Raw genomic sequence first — 16,596 nt, 5'->3', positions numbered from 1 at the left:
CTGTATACCTTTTTATGGCTCTTTTAATCTCCTTATCCCAAGCCACTCCAGCCAAGGAGATAGAGATGAATCTGCCCAACAGAGCCCTGCTAGCCTACCGCAGTATGAAATTCCGCTACCGTCTGCACCTGACACGCAGGAAACTGCTGACCCTGGACGACCATCAATTGAAAGACCTGAATATCTCCCGCGCGGATGCGGTCAGAGAGGGAAAAAAACCGTTCTGGAAGATGTAATTTTGTACGTTCTGTAAACGACAGACCCGTGATCCTGGAGTAATATGTATCCAAAGAGCATCTGTTTCGCGGAAGAACGACATGGTAAAGAAGTCGCGATCGCCCAGCCGGATATTACTCGCACTCGCGCTGGGCGGCCTGATCACGGAACTTTCGGCCGAGCCTCTCATTGTTGCCACCGAGGGGGTCTACCCACCGTTCAGCTACGTCGATGATAACGGCCAGCTAACCGGCTTTGACACGGATATCGCTCGCGCCCTGTGTCGCCAGATGGAACGTGAGTGCGAACTGCGGCAGGTAGCCTGGAGTGACCTGATCCCAGAAATGGAAGCCGGCAGGATCGACTTCAGCGTCGCCAGCATGGCTAAAACCGAAGACCGCTCCAGGCGCGTCAACTTTACCGACTATTACTACCGGTCCCACTCCACCTTCGCTGGCGATCCGGACCGCTTCAGCGATATCTCGCCCAAGGCGCTGAAGGGAGTTCGACTCGCCACCGGCCGTGACACTATCCAGGCCGACTTCCTGCAGAATCACTACACCGACAGCGAGATCATTCTGACCGATGATCTGCCGCAAACGCTGGAGCTGCTAAAGTCCGGCAAGGCAGACCTGGCGCTGTCCGACACCATCAATCTGCTGGACTTCCTGCAGCAACCCGAATCCCTTCAATTCGACTACATCGGAGACCCTCTGCAGGCGGAAGAACTGCATTCCAAAGCACATATCGCGGTACGCAAGGGAGAAGAGCAGCTGCTTGAGGACCTTAATGAGGCGCTGGAGGACATCCGGCTGGATGGAAGTTACGAGCGTATAAACCGCAAATACTTCCCGTTCAGTATCTACTGATCGATGCCGGGAGAGTCAGCAGTGCGCAGCACCGGAGAGCGACGTTTTCACCCCAGCCTGGCCCATGCGGTTCATTTTGCGGTGTTCGGCCTACTGCTGCTGTTGGTACTGACCATCTGGCTCGCCTTTCCACTGCTTGAGGGTATCGCCGAGAAAGCGCGGGAAACGCGGGATGTCCATGTACCGGCTATCACCCGCTGGCGTCACAATACCCAACGCTCCGAGCAGCTCTACAACTTTATCAATACGCTCTACCGTTCCGAGGACCCCGCCCGGGTCCGTAACGTCCGCCTCCAATCCCAGGTGCTGACCAACGGCTTTTCGTTCGAGCCGGACAAGCAGCTGGCCAAACAGGCTGCCAGGGTAATGCAGGCGGTACTGCCGCTAACCAACACTCGACTCGAACAGCATCAGCTGGAACGCGCCATGGCCATGCGCGCCAACCGCATCCGCCAGTTTACCGACCGTCTGGAAAACCTGTTCCTGAACCGGGAACCACCGATGCTCGCCGCGGTAACAGTGAGCCACCTGACATTCACCACCGCTGCAGAAACCCGCTATGCCTCGCTGCACGCTACCAACTGGCCGGAGGTGATCGACAATATCCGGGCCACAGAAGAATCGATAGCGAACCTGCTTGTTTACCACAATGAGCACAGTGAAGCCGCCAACGACTTGCTTGCCCTGCTGGAGCAGCAGCGTCTGGATGCAACCCAGATACTGAGTTTACAGAGTGAGGCCGATGCCTTTTACAAGAGCGCTATCAGTGAACAGCGCCACCTGAGTAGTCTGCTCAACAGCGATGCCACATTGAGCGCTCAGGACCTGGCACAGCGGATGGAAGACGACGCCGGAAGGATACAGGTGCTCGCCTGGACATATATCATCGCCTTCCTGGTGATCGGCTCCCTGCTTATCTTTGGTTTCAATTACCTGGTGCTGCGCCCGATCCTTAAAGCCAGCAACGCGCTGGAGCTGGCCAGTTCGGGCAAACCTATCCCTTCATCGGACAAGCAGCCCACCCTCTTTTCCGAGCTCAATATGATCTCCAGGAACGTACAGCGCTACGGTGATACTACTCAGGAGCTGCGCCGCCTGAACGACGAACTTGAACAGCTTTCGCAGCTGGACGGCCTGACCGGCATCGCCAACCGCCGCCATTTCGATGCCGCACTCAAACAGGAGTTCAACCGCGCCCAGCGCCATCGTCAGAGCCTGGCGCTGATCCTGCTGGATATCGATCACTTTAAGCAGATCAACGACCGCCACGGCCATCTGCAGGGCGACGACTGTCTGAAAGCTTTTGCCAGTCTGCTTAAACGCTTTACCCAGCGCTCGGGCGAGATGACGGCACGCTATGGTGGCGAAGAGTTTGTACTGATTCTGCCGCTGACACCGCTGCAAGAAGCGCAAGCGCTCTGTGAGCAGATCCGCAGCGAAACCCCGGAGCTTTCGCTGCTTTCCGGCCAGGGAGAGTTGGTCACTCTCAGTGTCAGTGCCGGGCTTGCCTACACCGATACGCCCACTCTCTGCAGTGCAGAAGAGCTGCTCGAGGCGGCCGACTCCGCGCTTTACGAAGCGAAGAACAGCGGTAGAAACCAGGTCGTGACCCGGGTGCTGGGCCATCCACCACCGCGGACAAAGCAAAACGCTCGCTGACGACAGCGCTGGATTTCCAACACTTTGTTGGCAACGCAACAGCCTTTACCTAACGCTCCCTACCTGATTTCAAAAACTTAGCACTGGCACACCCCTTGCCCCTGTTAGCACAGTGAAACGACTCAACAGGCTGAAACGATTCAGCGCAGAGCAACAGCGAGGGCTTCAGGGTGAAACTTCAAATCGAGCGCAATGTAGCTTCCCTACTATTCCAGCAGTGTCCTTCACTCGCATCCTGGGAGGAGCAGCTCAAACTCGCCAGCCGGGTCGAGATCCCGTTTCAGGTTTTCAACCAGGAGCAGCTCAATCTGCTGATCGACCTCTATGACCAACTACCCGGCGGCGCAGGCAAGAAGGCGCAGCTTCAGGCGCTGCGCGACGCCAGCTTTGGCGCGGAGCCTGTTAGCGTGGGCGAGGATCTGGAGGAGCTGCTGCCTGAGCTGATCGCCCACCTGAGTCAGAATACGCAGCGCGGCTGGCTGTTCCGACTGGAGGGCAGCGGCACTCTGTTGCCCTGGGCAGTCTCCCGCATCGACTTCACTCCCGCAGGCAGCGAAGAACAGGCCCGCATTGTCATCGACCTTAAAGCCAACAGCCGCGGCAAACTGCAGACCAAGCAGCTGATCATCTCCGAGCGTGACGTTAACAACCAGTCACTGGTGGAGCTGCTCGCTATCAAGGGCTACCTGAAGGAAACCGAGCAGCTGCTGGCCAGCTTCGACGCCGCCAATGAGCGCTACATCAACTGGCGCGCCAACTTCGGTGAGCAGTTCTCCGGCAGCGGCACTGGCATCTATGCGGAAGACCCCAGTGCCTCGCACCGTAACAGCGACTGGGGCCGCAAGCCGCGGGTGGTGCTCTCCGCCAGCGGCGGCGACGCCCGTTTGGTCAACGATGAAGAGGTACTGGCCGAACGTGAACTGACGCTGCAGCAGAGCGGCAATATCCTGAACGCCATGCTCAAACGGATCGCCCGCCAGTCCAGCTTCAGCGATGAGGTCGACAAGCGGATAGAAGCCCTGGCTGAAGCGATCCCGGCACAGCTCTTCACCCGCATTCCGGTGCACGCCTATATCCTGATGTTCCACCTGGAGCTGCACCACCACCTTTGGGTGCATGTGGATAACCTTAAGCCCTACCGCTATCAACCGGAGTTGAAAGACAAGCTGGTACTGCCACAGGCCCATACCGATCTGATCGATATCCTGACCGCCGAGATGGAGATGCTGCTGGACGATATCATCGAGGGTAAATCCGGCGGCACCACCGTGCTCTGCAGCGGCCCTGCCGGCGTCGGCAAAACTCTCACCGCTGAAGTCTACGCCGAAATCATCGGCCGCCCGCTATACCGGGTGCACTCCGGCCAGCTGGGGCTGAACGTGGCGGAGATGGAAAAGAACCTGAAGGATGTGCTGATCCGCGCCCAGCGCTGGGGCGCGGTGATGCTGATCGACGAGGCCGATGTCTATATCAAGCGCCGCGACGACAACCTGACCATGAACGCCGTGGTGGGGGTATTCCTGCGCGTACTGGAATACTTCAATGGCCTGCTGTTCCTGACCACCAACCGCATCGACGATATCGATGAGGCGATCATCTCCCGCTGTATCGCCATGGTGCGTTATCAGCACCCCGACGCCGAGGAGCGCAGCCGCATCTGGCAGGTGATGGCGCAACAGTTTTCTCTGCCACTGGAAGCAACGTTGCTCGATCAGCTGGCGGAGCGCTTCGCCAGCGCCAGCGGCCGCGATATCAAGGGGCTGGCGAAACTGGTGGCCAAGTTCTGCAGCTTCCGCGACTGTCCGCCGAGCATGGAGGTGTTCGAGCACTGCGCCAGCTTCAGAGGCCTGGATATGACCGGCACTAACGCCCCGGGCGCAAAGAGCGCCGCCTAGTGGAATATTCTCAGATGAGCGACCTAGTAGCACTCTATGAACTCGTGCCCGCTAAAGAGTGGCTGAAAAACCACAGGCTCTCGCCGAATGAGATCGACTGCGTGATCGCGCTGAAGCTCAAGATCCTCGACGGCAAGTGCAAGATGAACAAGCTGGATAAAACCCTGGCTGCCGAACTCTACCGGGAGTGCCATACGCTAAAAGGAGATCAGCTGGGCGACGAGATGCACGCGTTGATATCCTGCGCCGGCGAGACACCCTCACAAGAGATGATCGAGCAGATTTATGAAACCCGCGTGCTGGCGGAAACCAGGATCTCACGTCCGGTGATGAAAGCGTTCAAGGCGCGATTAAGAGACACCGGCCTGCTGCCGGCAAAGGAGTGAGTCCTTAGCGATGAAAGAGCTGACGGCCTCTCAGGACCGCCAGCCTTTTTCTGGGTTCGAGGTTAGTCTTTCAGCGCCATCCCCTCGCTCGGCAGCAGTTCCCTGCTGGCCAGGAGACCTGCGAAATCGCTGAGGCGACGTTGGCGATAACTGTCCAGATCCGCATTCTGGTAGTTATAAAAGCCTTCGCCATCACGGATGCCACGACGATTCTGCTCCATATTGCTAGCGATCACTTGCGGCGGTGCAAAACGCTCATCCAGCGTTTCCCGCATGTAGTTCGAGGCATAGTAGAGGATGTCACCGCCCCCCCAGTCGATAAACTCCAGCAGGCCCAGCACCGCAAAGCGGGGACCAAAGCCCACCCGCACCGCCGTATCCACATCCTCGGCACTGGCGACGCCCTCCTCCACCAGACGCGCGGCTTCGTTCATCGCCAGCGCCTGGATCCGGGGCACGATATAGCCAGGTGAGGCGCTGCACACCACCGGCACCTTGCCGACCTGTTTCAGGTTCTGCTTCAGCCACTCCACCGTCGCTTCAGCGGTCTGATCGCCACGGCTGACCTCCACCAGCGGCATCAGGTGAGCCGGGTTCAGCCAGTGCGCATTAAGGAAGCGCTCCGGATGCGTAACCAGCGCTGCCAGATCGGTTACCAGGAACGTAGAGGTGGTCGATGCAATCACTGCATCTTCCGGAGCATGGCGGCAGATCTCCGCGAAAGCCTCCCGCTTGGCCTCCATCTTCTCCGGCACCGCCTCGTAAATAAGACCCGCTTTAGCCAGGGCATCGGCTGCCTGCTGCTGACCGGCGAATTCCACGCGGGCCAGCACAGACTCAACCTTGGAACCTTCCAGCAGACCCAGGCGAGCCATAAATTCCAGATCCTGGCGAATCTCCGTCAACGCAGAGTCTTGCAGCTGCGCCAGCTGCTCTTCGCTGCGCGGTTTCAGGTCAACCAGACAGACCGACAGGCCGGCAAAGGCGTAGTTCAGCGCAATACCCCGCCCCATTCGGCCGGCGCCGACCGCCGCGACACACGGTAACACCTGGCTCATCACTCGATCCCCCGGAACAGCAGCTGCTCCATCTGAGATCGGTTCAGCTCGCTCAGACCCAGGTTTTCCAGCGTACGGCCTTCGCCATAGAGATCACGCCCGGTAATAGCAGATGCCATAGCCAGCAGGCCCGCCGCGATCGGCGTGGGTGTGCCGCTCCAGCGACCGATGGAGACCAGCAGCGAGAGACCCAGCGCGGTATCTTCGACCATATAGCGGTGACTCTGCAGATCGATCTTTTCACGCCAGTCACCGCTGTCGGTTAGCTTTTCATGCGCCGAGCGACCGTACATCCACTCGTCGCCATCCTTGCTGTAGTGGTCGGCCAGCGGGAAATGCGGCGCCTTGTAGCCCAGGGCTTCGCGCAGCGCGATACGCTCAGCGTCCAGCGCATCGGTAACGCGGCGGATCGACGGCTGAGTCCCCTCATTGTGGATATCCCAGGCATCAAAGTGCTCCAGGGGGCCGGCGTTCATCAGGATCAGCGGCGGATGGATGATGCCGCCGGCGTTCATCAGTGCGCCGCTGAGGCCATCTTCGATCTCTTCGATGGAGGGGTAGGCTGCGCGGATCACGGCGAACGCATGTTCTGAATTGCGTGCCGGGAATACGCCGGTGGGCAGACGCGTGGCGTAGCCGCTGCACACCACCTCACGGGGACCGTGCTTGCGCGCCAGGTACGGCAGAGTGCCGGTTTCCGCAAAGGAGACGTCGGCCGGGTTGCCGGCTTCTTTCACAGCCTTGGCAAAGATGTAGCTACCGAAGGTGCCCGGCGGGAAAAACAGCACCTGACCATCGCTCAGCAAAGGCGCCAGCTCTTTCGACAGATCCATATGAGTGGTGGATGGCAGCGGAATAACGATCAGCTCAGCGCCTTTGACAGCCTCTTCTAGAGAGGATGTCGGCAGAGCGATCGCCACATCGCGTGTACCGCGAAAGTCCTTCACTTCGATAGAGCCGGACTCCAATACCGGCGCCAGTGCATCGGCATCTCTGCGCCAGAAACGCACCCGATGACCTTTCTCCGACAACTCTGCCGCTGCCGCGTAACAACCATGACCACCACCGAGTACTGCAATTTCCATACTGTTTCTCCAATCGCTAAAGAGTTGCGCCCGCATTAACAGCGGCAGCGCCAGACCCTTCCAGATTCTCACCTTGGTAGAGCTACCGATATGCAGATCGCGTAGCCAATATTCGCCTGACGCAGCTTTCCTGCAGAGATGCAAAAAAGCCCGGAAATTGCTTCCCGGGCTTTTTGCAATCTATTGATCTATTTATTGTTTTCGACAGATATCAGTCTACCAGCGAGGCGATGGTGCCACGGCAGTGCTTAAGCCCAGTACGCAGACAGAACGCCGCCAGCATGGCGGAACCGGCCGCCACCACCGACATGGAGTGACCCACTGCTGCCGGGTCTTCAAACACGTAATCGGTCAACAGCGCCACCAGCGTGGAGCCGCAGGTGATACCCAGCATATTCATGCCGACAAAGAACAGCGCGGTCACCTGAGCGCGCATCTGGTTGGGTGCGATGTTCTGCAGCGCAGCGGCCGAAGTCGCCATCGGGAAGCTGGCAAAATACATCGTCAGCGCATAGACGCAGAGCGTACCCAGAAGAGAATCCACGAACGGGAAGATCAGCGCGGGAATGATCACCCCCAGGCCCCCGACCATGCCGGCACGCATCGCCGCATCGTCATGACCCTTGCGAGTGAAGAAGTCCACCAGCCAGCCGCTGGTCAGCACGCCGGAGGCATTGGCCACCAGCGCCACGACGCCGAGGTAGACACCCACCTGGCTCATGCTCAGCTCATAGTTGCGCAGCAGGTAAGCCGGGCCCCAGGACATCAGCGCATACAGCGTCAGCGCCAGCAGCGAGAAGCCGACGTAAATGGAAGCGAAGGTACCGAGGTTCGCTTTCATGTAAGCGCCCACTTCACCCAGGGTATAGCCCTTGGCGCGCACTTCACCTTTACGCTCGGGATCTTTCACGGTGATCGCAAACATCAGCGCCAGCAGCACACCCGGCAGACCGACGATCCAGAAGGTCAGCTGCCAAGGCTTCATCACACCGACAACAGGCAGAGAGACCTCACCAAGGCTGGAGATATATTCGATCGCCGCACCACCGATAATGAAGGCCAGCGCCGCGCCAAGGAATGATCCTGAAGAGTAGACACCCAGCGCCATCCCCACGCGGTGCTTGGGAAACGCATCGGTAATCATCGAATAGGCCGCCGGAGAAAGTGCAGCCTCACCGCAACCCACCGCCATACGCGCAAAAAACAGCTGACCGAAGGATTTCGCCAGGCCGCAGACCGCGGTCGCCAGGCTCCAGACAAAAATGCCGCAGGCGATGATCATCGGGCGTGAGCGGGTATCGGCCCAACGCGCGATCGGCAGTCCCATGAAGGCGTAGAACAGTGCAAAGGCGAGGCCGGTGACCAGGCTGAACTGCGTATCGGTGATCTGCAGATCCGCCTTGATCGGTTCGATCAACAGGGTAATCACCTGGCGATCGAGAAATGAAAACACATAACCCAGTGTACAGAGCGCAACGATGTACCAGGGGTAAAGCGTTTTGCGCTCCACCGCCCTTTCCTGATTAAGTTCAGCTTTTGCAGCTAACATGCGTTTCTCCTACGAATGATTTAATTCCCGTGAAATTTGCAGGGGCTGAAAATCATCCTAAGTAAACGCTGACTGCGCCCGCTATCCTTAAGCTGCAGCCATTGTACGTTTAAGGAAACAACCTCAGGTGTTATCCAAGGATGTTGCGCATCAGGGATATTCGGCACCGCTGAGCGTCTGCGAAGGCAGGCAACCGTAGCGACGTTTGTAGATCTGCGCGAAGCGTCCCTGGTTACCTATTCCCACACTCAGCAGGATATCGGTGACCTTTGCACTGGCAGGGTCGGCCCGTTTCAACTCCAGATGCGCCCGCTGCAGCCGCTGCTCGCGGATATACTCGGAGGGCGAAAGTTCGAGAAAACGCTGGAATCCATTCTGCAGAGTACGCGCGGAGACGCCGACGATATCTGCCAGATCAGCGAGCATCAGCGTATCGCCCAGGTTGGCATCGATGAAGTCCCTTGCCCTGCGCACATGGCAAGGCAGGGCTACCGGAGCGCTCTGTCGCAGCTGGTCGGAGTAGTTATGAGGCTGGGTATTGATCAGCTGAGCGATCAATAGTTCGGCAAACTGGTGGCGGATAGGATCACTGCCCAGGCTGGCGTCATGGCACTGATACTGCTGACAGAGGTAATCCAGCGTACGCAGCCAGGCAGCCCCCGTTTCGCTCTCGTGGGACAGTTCCAGATCAAACAGCAGCGGCGCTTTCATCTCCCGGTTGAGCAGGCGCGAAAGCCGGTTTTCCACCAGATCGCGGCGTACCCGCAAAATCAGTCGCCGGCAACTGGCATCCATCCGCGTCGTCGTCGGTTCGCTGGGTGAAACCACGGTGGTCATACCCGCCGCAGTGTTCGCCCGTCGATTACCGTTAACCACTAACCCCGTGCCCGAAAGCGTCGTCTGCACCAGATAAAAGTCGTTAATCTCGCCGGGCTCAAGCTGCACCTCGGCACCGTATTCCAGACAGAACAGCTCGACACTATCCAGCCGGATACCGTCCAGACGCGTCGTGACACTATCGCCGCCACTGAGCACCTGCATGCTGTGGGGCCATAGAAAGTCACCAATTCGATGGCAGGTTTCCTCCAGGTTGTGAGAGGCGAACAGGTTATGGTTCGAAAGCGGATGTGGCTGCAGCATCGGAAACTATCCCCGGATAAGGCGTTCCCCGTGGATAAAACCTGTCGGGCTGAAGACAGGATCTGCGGGGTTCAGTTAAAGCGAAATCCTGCACCAGCACTTTACCAGCGCAGAAAACGCACTTACCCACAAAGCAAATGTCGCGCCAGAACAAAGAAGCAAGGGGTGATAGTTCTTTTATTTCAATATCTTAAATATAGAAACAACAACTACATTAGATGAATAATCAACTAAAAATCATGCCTTTAAATGGCACTTTATCGCGCCATATCGGTTAGCCCGGCCAGACTTTGCTCTATAAGCGGGCGCGTAAAGCGGGACGTTAAACCCGGCATAGGCTCGAGCATAGCGGCCAGGGCTCCGCTTAAGAGCCCTAAGCCTGCGAACCGATCAGTTAAGCGATTTCAGAAATGCGATCAGGTAGTCCTGCTCTACCGGGTCGGTCACAGAGACATGCCGCATACGTGTACCCGGCACCAGCGCCTCATTGTCAGCGACCCACTTACGCAGGTTTTCTTCGCTCCAGGTCAGACCGGAGTTTTTCAGCGCATCGGAGTAGGCAAAACGCGGCACAGTGCCTGCTTCACGCCCAACCACGCCGTGCAGATCAGGCCCAAAGCCGTTCTTTGCCGGGTCCAGCGTGTGACAGGCTTCGCACTGATGAAACACGGCGGCACCCGCCGCTGCCATCGCTTCCTGATCGCTGCCTTCGGCGTATAGCGTAGGTGAGGTCATTAGAGCACTGAAAGACAGTACGGCTATCCAACGAATATTCATGGCACACCTCGTGAGGCCAGTTAACGGATAGCCCCACTATATGCCCCGCCGGAATCAGGTCTCTTTAGTACTTGAGTACTGTTTGCAGGTCTCCTTTGATAAGGGTCAACAAACTCCGGCCAGCAGCCAGTTGCCAGAAACGCAAAACCCCGGCCGAGGCCGGGGTTTGTCATGAAGCGGAGAGGGTTTATCAGGCGCTGTGCGCGATGATGTCCTTCCACTTGGCCGGGCCAGTGGTGTGAACTGACTCGCCAGAGGTATCTACCGCGACGGTGACCGGCATATCCTTCACTTCGAACTCGTAGATCGCTTCCATACCCATTTCCGGGAACGCCAGCACCTTGGAGCCGGTGATCGCTTTGGAGACCAGGTATGCAGCGCCACCCACAGCCATCAGGTAAACCGCCTGGTTATCCTTGATCGCGTCGATGGCGACCGGACCACGCTCGGATTTACCGATCATGCCCAGCAGGCCAGTGCTTTCCAGGATCTGACGGGTGAACTTATCCATACGGGTAGAGGTGGTAGGTCCTGCCGGGCCAACCACTTCGTCACGGACCGGATCAACCGGGCCCACGTAGTAGATAAAGCGACCTTTCAGGTCCACCGGCAGCTCTTCACCGTTGTTGAGCATCTCGACCATGCGCTTGTGCGCCGCGTCGCGACCGGTGAGCATTTTGCCGTTGAGCAGGATGGTTTCGCCGACCTTCCACTCTTTAACCGCTTCCGGGGTGATCTCGTCCAGGTTGACGCGACGGGTGTTGGAACCCACCTCGAAGGTCACTTCCGGCCACTCTTCCAGGCTCGGCGGCGTCAGTACGGCCGGGCCGTTGCCGTTAAGCTTGAAGTGGGTGTGACGGGTCGCTGCACAGTTCGGGATCATGCAGACCGGCAGAGACGCTGCGTGAGTCGGGTAATCCATGATTTTCACATCAAGGATAGTGGTCAGACCGCCCAGGCCCTGAGCACCGATGCCCAGTGCGTTGACCGCATCCATGATCTCCAGACGCAGCTCTTCAACGCGGTTCTGCGGGCCGCGCTCACGCAGCTCGTGGATATCGATCGGGTCCATCAGGGACTCTTTCGCCATGACCGCGGCTTTCTCGGCGGTACCGCCGATACCGATGCCGAGCATACCCGGCGGGCACCAGCCAGCGCCCATGGTCGGTACGGTTTTGACGATCCAGTCGACAATGCTGTCGGACGGGTTCAGCATCACCATCTTGGACTTGTTCTCGGAGCCGCCACCTTTGGCCGCCACGTGAACCTCAACCTCGTCACCCTCTACGATCTCGTAGTGGATAACCGCCGGGGTGTTGTCCTTGGTGTTCTGACGCTTGCCGGCCGGATCAGCCAGGATGGAGGCGCGCAGCACGTTGTCCGGGTGCATGTAAGCCTGACGCACACCTTCATTGACCATATCGGTCACGGACATCTTCGCATCCCACTGCACGTTCATGCCGACCTTCAGGAAGACGGTCACGATACCGGTATCCTGGCAGATCGGGCGCTTGCCTTCGGCACACATGCGGGAGTTGATCAGGATCTGCGCCATGGCGTCCTTGGCCGCCGGGTTCTCCTCCTTCAGATAGGCTTCATGCACACCCTGGATAAAATCGATCGGGTGGTAGTAGGAGATGAACTGCAACGCATCGGCAACGCTGCTGATGAAATCATCCTGGCGAATAACGCTCATTCGTGACTCTCCATTCAGGCTGGGGCCATTAATCGATAGTGGCTCTGGTTTGGATCAGGGCGCTATTCAAGCTTTGACAGACTCGCTGGCACCCCTCGGATGGCGCAGGATTATACACCAGATGTCGCAACGATGGTGCGGCTTGTGCGACTAACGGTGTAGGCCAGGCTACAGATCTAGCCGAGGGTCACGCAAAACAGTAAACCGAAAATCATCACCAGACGCCCGGTAGCAGGCGGCAACGGGCGCCGCTCTTCCGGCGGACGATTCAGATAACGCAGCGGCATCAGCATAAACGGCAGGGCCGCCAGCAGTGGCCAGGGCGCAGGAATCATATCCATCCCCCAAAGCAGCAGTGTACTCAGCGGCGTAAGCACCAGCAGCGCCAGGTAGAGCCCTCGCGCGCGCTCGTATCCGGCACGCACCGTCAGTGTCTTCAGCCCCTGCCCCTTGTCGCTCTCATAATCGCGTAACTCATTACTGAGCAGCAACAGCGATACCAGCAGACTGATCGGCACCGACTGCGCCAGGATCAGAGCATTGAGCGTGCCACCTACGGCAACGTAACTGCCAACCACCATGAACACGCCCATCAGCCAGAACACCAGCAGCACCGCCAGGCCCCTCGCCTTGTAATTCAGTGGCCGCAGCGTATACCCCAGAGCCCCGATCAGACCCACCAGGAACAGTCCCAGCAGCGCCATGGAGCGGTCAAACACCAGATACAGCCCCAATGGCGTGGCCGCGGCGAAACAGAGCAGACCGATGCGAAAGTTACGCCGGATGGCGATCACGCTGGCTTTTTCCTGCGCTGAGTCACCGAGCTCGGCGATATCGGAGTAATCGTTAATAAGGTTCACACCCGCCTGTAGCAGCAGTCCGCCGACCAATACCAACACCGCATTCAGCGGGATAAGCAGCCCCTGCTGCCAGGCTGCAGTAATACCTATCAGGCAGGTAGTGAGCGCAACGCCAAAGGAGAAGGGGCGCAGGGCGCGTTTAAACTGATACTTCTCTAGCGGAGAAGAGGATAAGGTGCTCAAGTCGGTAACTGCCTGTCGCCAAAAACAAAACGGGAGCCTGAAGAGGCTCCCGTGATGATGCCATTATCCGGCGAACCGGACTAGCGCACTGCAGTTAATCAGCGATTAACGCTGCGGCGCGTTGGGCAGATCGCGCATCAGCAGTGCGTGGCGCATATCGGTATCGAAATCCAGCGGAATCGTCACACGGTGACCGGAACCCGGCGCCGCATCTACCGCCTCACCCTTCTTGTTGTAGAGCTCGGACAGCTTGAAGCGACGGTTGCCGGCCGGAGTCATCAGCTCCAGCGTATCGCCCATCTCAAAGCGGTTTTTCACATCAATCTCCAGCGTACCGCGCTGGGAATCGTGATCCAGTACTTCACCGACGAACTGCTGGTGCACACCGACAGAGCTGCCGTTTTCGTAGTTCTGGTACTCGTCGTGCACGTGGCGGCGGTAGAAACCTTCGGTGTAACCGCGGTTCGCCATGTTTTCCAGTACATCCATCAGCCCCATATCGAACGGTTTACCGGCAACGGCATCGTCGATCGCCTGGCGGTACGCCTGGGCGGTACGCGCTACATAATAGTGGGACTTGGTGCGGCCTTCGATCTTCAGGGAATCTACCCCCATCTCGGCCAGCTTGTGTACGTGCTGGATGGCGCGCAGATCCTTGGAGTTCATGATGTAGGTGCCGTGCTCATCCTCGAACGCAGGCATGTACTCGCCCGGACGGTTCTCTTCCTGCAGCAGAAAGATCTGGTCAGACGGTTTGCCTTCACCGAGGGCCGGCTCATGGGTCGAAGCGCCCTGCTCAGCGGGATCGAAGGACTGGACCGGCACCACATCACCAGACTCGTCTTCCTTCGCTTCGTGAGCGTCGTACTTCCAGCGGCACGCATTGGTGCAGGTGCCCTGGTTAGGATCGCGGTGGTTCATGTAGCCGGACAGCAGGCAACGGCCTGAGTAGGCGATACAGAGCGAACCGTGCACGAACACTTCCAGCTCCATCTCCGGACAGCGGTCACGGATCTCGGCCACCTCTTCCAGCGACAGCTCGCGGGACAGGATCACGCGCTCAATGCCATTGCGGTGCCAGAACTTAACCGACGCCCAGTTCATGGTGTTGGCCTGAACCGACAGGTGGATCGGCAGATCCGGGTACTTGTCCTTCACCATCATGATCAGGCCCGGATCGGACATGATCAGCGCATCCGGCCCCATCTCGATAACGGGTTCGATATCGCGCATGTAGGTGGTGAGCTTGGAGTTGTGCGGCAGGATGTTACTGGCCACAAAGAACTTTTTACCCAGGTCATGGGCGATACGAATCCCTTCGGCCAGGTTATCGTGCGTAAAGTCGTTGTTACGCACACGCAGGCTGTAACGCGGCTGACCGGCATAAACCGCATCCGCGCCATAGGCGAATGCGTATTGCATATTTTTAAGCGTCCCCGCCGGGGACAGAAGTTCAGGAGTTCGCATCTTCAACAACGTATTTGGGTTAGAGGCTGCCCGCTCCGGCGGACAGGGGAATATCAAAAAGCGGCGTGTAGACCGAGCCGCGCTCTCCGGGGCGGCTCTGAAACAGCACAACGGAATCCGCCGGTGCCGTTTCGCTCAGATCCGGCCAGGTTTCCGGCACGTTGAAACGGTTATCCGACGGCAGGCGTCCAAGTGTGACGTGCGGACGAAACCCGCGCTCGTGATAGTTCACACCTGCTCGTTCAACCACCTGTGCCAGCTTCTGCTGCAGATCGGCCAGCGGAGCCGGATCACTGGTCAGCGCGGCCACCAGCGACAGCTGCGGGTTCACCGGATAGTAATCCAGCGTATCCAGCGGCACACGAAAAGGCGCCACATCACTGAGCACTTTGCGCGCTTCCTGCTCCAGCTGCTGCACCTGATCAAGACTGATCTCATCCAGGAAGCAGAGCGTCAAATGGTAGCTCGATGAGTCCACCCAGGTGGCATCAAGCCCCCGGTCATATTCGCACAAAGCGTCCGAGTAATCGGCCAAAGCGCGCGCCACCCGTTCAGGGATCGGCAAAGCAAAAAAGGCGCGTATGTCCATGCGCGGTGTGTGGTGCCTCTTTTTGAAACCGGCTATTGTGCCGCTGAAATGTGCTGGACGCAATCCCGAGTAAAAAAGTCAGTTAAATCAACTGCCTTCTACCCGGCGTTGCAGTTGATTGAGTTGATCGCGTAGCTGCAGCAGGCTCTGGTTGAACTGCCGACGGGAACCATCGATCGCCTGGATCGACTGTTCGATGCTGCTGACCTTACTGCTCAGGTTGGGCTGGCTCTCCAGCTTCTGCTGCAGACCCTGTACCCGGTTTTCCAGAGACTGCTGAGCGGCTGTGCGCTCATCCTTCTCCAGAGACAGGGCAAAACTGCTATCACTGCTGACCGATTCTATGCGCGACTTCTGCTCATCTATCGCGCTCTCAAGACTTGCCAGGGATTTTTTCACACTGGCCAGTTCCTGCTGACCGCCCTCGAGTGCGGCAACCTTTTTCTCGGTGTCCGCCAGCGTCTGCTGTAGCGACTCCACCGCTGCTCCCTGAGCATCCAGCGCTTTCTGCTGCTCTTCAAGTTGAGGCTTGTTGCGCTGGTAGGCTACGGTCCAGAGCTTGGCGATCTCGGAATCGAAGTGCTCATATTTCTCTGACGCCTGCCCTTCCAGCTCGCCTATACGGCCCATCAACGTCTGCCCCGCCTCACTGGCGGTATCGCTGGTCAGTGCCAGCGCCTCAGACACCTCGGCCAGACGCTCGCGGGTCTGCTCCAGCTCGGCTTGCTGGGCATCGAGGGTTTTCTTCATTTCCAGGGTCCAATACCCCATACCGGCAACGCCGCCTGCCAGTATCAGCAGGATCAGAGTCAGCAGGAATCCACCGCCGCGGCTACTCTCTGCCTTGGCAGGCGCCGGTGCTCTGCGCACAGGCTGAGGGGGCGGTTTCTGTTCCGGCTCCCCCGGCTCCAGCCCCTGCAGATCCAATCCAGGCTCTTTGCGTTCACTCATAGTTCGATATTCAATCCATTTTGCTGGGGAAAATCACACTAGCAGCTTTACCAAAGACGAAAAAGCCCCGCTATTGCGGGGCTTTTCGAGACTTAAGCGTCAAGGCTGGCTGTCGGGTAAGGAGCAGCCATTACTGACCACCCCTCCCCTAAGAACCGTACGTGCGAGTTTCCCCGCATACGGCTCAAGCCTTTACGAGCCCTCCTCACGGAGAGC

At 58.3% G+C, this 16,596-nt stretch carries 15 protein-coding genes; 5 read left to right on the top strand and 10 right to left on the bottom strand.

Going from position 1 to position 16,596, the window contains the following annotated elements; translation table 11 throughout:
* Positions 1-65: 65 nt before the first annotated feature.
* The 5 genes from CLV83_RS11000 (at position 66) to CLV83_RS10980 (ending at position 5,025) form a co-directional block, all read left to right on the top strand.
* Entirely contained in the window at positions 66-236 is a 171-nt protein-coding gene (locus CLV83_RS11000) for a DUF1127 domain-containing protein (protein ID WP_132291833.1), read from the top strand.
* Between the two features lie 81 nt (positions 237-317).
* Entirely contained in the window at positions 318-1,085 is a 768-nt protein-coding gene (locus CLV83_RS10995; protein ID WP_132291830.1) for a substrate-binding periplasmic protein, read from the top strand.
* Positions 1,086-1,106: 21 nt separating this feature from the next.
* On the top strand, positions 1,107-2,744 hold the full coding sequence (locus CLV83_RS10990; RefSeq protein ID WP_165900286.1) for a GGDEF domain-containing protein: 1,638 nt from the start codon (positions 1,107-1,109) through the stop codon (positions 2,742-2,744).
* A 170-nt stretch (positions 2,745-2,914) separates the two neighbouring features.
* On the top strand, positions 2,915-4,639 hold the full coding sequence (locus CLV83_RS10985; protein WP_132291824.1) for an ATP-binding protein: 1,725 nt from the start codon (positions 2,915-2,917) through the stop codon (positions 4,637-4,639).
* A gap of 14 nt (positions 4,640-4,653) precedes the next feature.
* Positions 4,654-5,025, top strand: a complete 372-nt coding sequence (locus CLV83_RS10980) for a hypothetical protein (protein ID WP_132291821.1) — start codon at positions 4,654-4,656, stop codon at positions 5,023-5,025.
* A gap of 62 nt (positions 5,026-5,087) precedes the next feature.
* Here CLV83_RS10980 and CLV83_RS10975 read toward each other — a convergent pair whose 3' ends face one another.
* The 10 genes from CLV83_RS10975 to CLV83_RS10930 form a co-directional block, all read right to left on the bottom strand.
* A complete protein-coding gene (locus CLV83_RS10975; RefSeq protein ID WP_132291818.1) occupies positions 5,088-6,083 on the bottom strand; it encodes a 3-hydroxybutyryl-CoA dehydrogenase in 996 nt (331 codons plus the stop codon).
* Positions 6,083-7,168 carry an NAD/NADP-dependent octopine/nopaline dehydrogenase family protein gene (locus CLV83_RS10970; protein WP_132291815.1) on the bottom strand — a complete coding sequence of 362 codons (1,086 nt, stop codon included), beginning with the start codon at positions 7,166-7,168 and terminating at the stop codon, positions 6,083-6,085. Before CLV83_RS10970 ends, CLV83_RS10975 begins: the two co-directional genes overlap by 1 nt.
* Positions 7,169-7,379: 211 nt before the next feature.
* The gene (locus CLV83_RS10965) at positions 7,380-8,717 is read right to left on the bottom strand and encodes a spinster family MFS transporter (protein WP_132291812.1); all 1,338 of its coding nucleotides are present in this window, start codon (positions 8,715-8,717) and stop codon (positions 7,380-7,382) included.
* Positions 8,718-8,867: 150 nt separating this feature from the next.
* Complete coding sequence (locus tag CLV83_RS10960) at positions 8,868-9,857, bottom strand: AraC family transcriptional regulator (protein WP_132291809.1); 990 nt, start codon at positions 9,855-9,857, stop codon at positions 8,868-8,870.
* A gap of 390 nt (positions 9,858-10,247) precedes the next feature.
* Positions 10,248-10,634, bottom strand: coding sequence for a c-type cytochrome (locus CLV83_RS10955; protein ID WP_132291806.1), 387 nt, complete (start codon positions 10,632-10,634; stop codon positions 10,248-10,250).
* A gap of 190 nt (positions 10,635-10,824) precedes the next feature.
* Positions 10,825-12,330 (bottom strand): fumarate hydratase, encoded by a 1,506-nt coding sequence (locus tag CLV83_RS10950; protein WP_104003366.1) that lies wholly within the window; start codon positions 12,328-12,330, stop codon positions 10,825-10,827.
* Between the two features lie 176 nt (positions 12,331-12,506).
* Complete coding sequence (locus CLV83_RS10945; RefSeq protein ID WP_132291803.1) at positions 12,507-13,373, bottom strand: prenyltransferase; 867 nt, start codon at positions 13,371-13,373, stop codon at positions 12,507-12,509.
* A 105-nt stretch (positions 13,374-13,478) separates the two neighbouring features.
* A complete protein-coding gene (gene trhP / locus CLV83_RS10940; RefSeq protein ID WP_132291800.1) occupies positions 13,479-14,840 on the bottom strand; it encodes a prephenate-dependent tRNA uridine(34) hydroxylase TrhP in 1,362 nt (453 codons plus the stop codon).
* 19 nt (positions 14,841-14,859) lie between these two features.
* Positions 14,860-15,429: an RNA 2',3'-cyclic phosphodiesterase gene (gene thpR / locus CLV83_RS10935; RefSeq protein WP_132291797.1), complete on the bottom strand. Its 570-nt coding sequence runs from the start codon at positions 15,427-15,429 to the stop codon at positions 14,860-14,862.
* An 87-nt stretch (positions 15,430-15,516) separates the two neighbouring features.
* Entirely contained in the window at positions 15,517-16,380 is an 864-nt protein-coding gene (locus CLV83_RS10930) for a hypothetical protein (protein WP_132291794.1), read from the bottom strand.
* Between the last annotated feature and the right edge of the window lie 216 nt (positions 16,381-16,596).

Origin of the sequence: Marinobacterium mangrovicola (assembly GCF_004339595.1) — a bacterium.
In the GTDB taxonomy this organism is placed as follows: Bacteria; Pseudomonadota; Gammaproteobacteria; order Pseudomonadales; family Balneatricaceae; genus Marinobacterium_D; species Marinobacterium_D mangrovicola.
The sequence above is the reverse complement of the archived record's forward strand: the minus strand, read 5'-3'. Positions and strand labels throughout refer to the sequence as shown.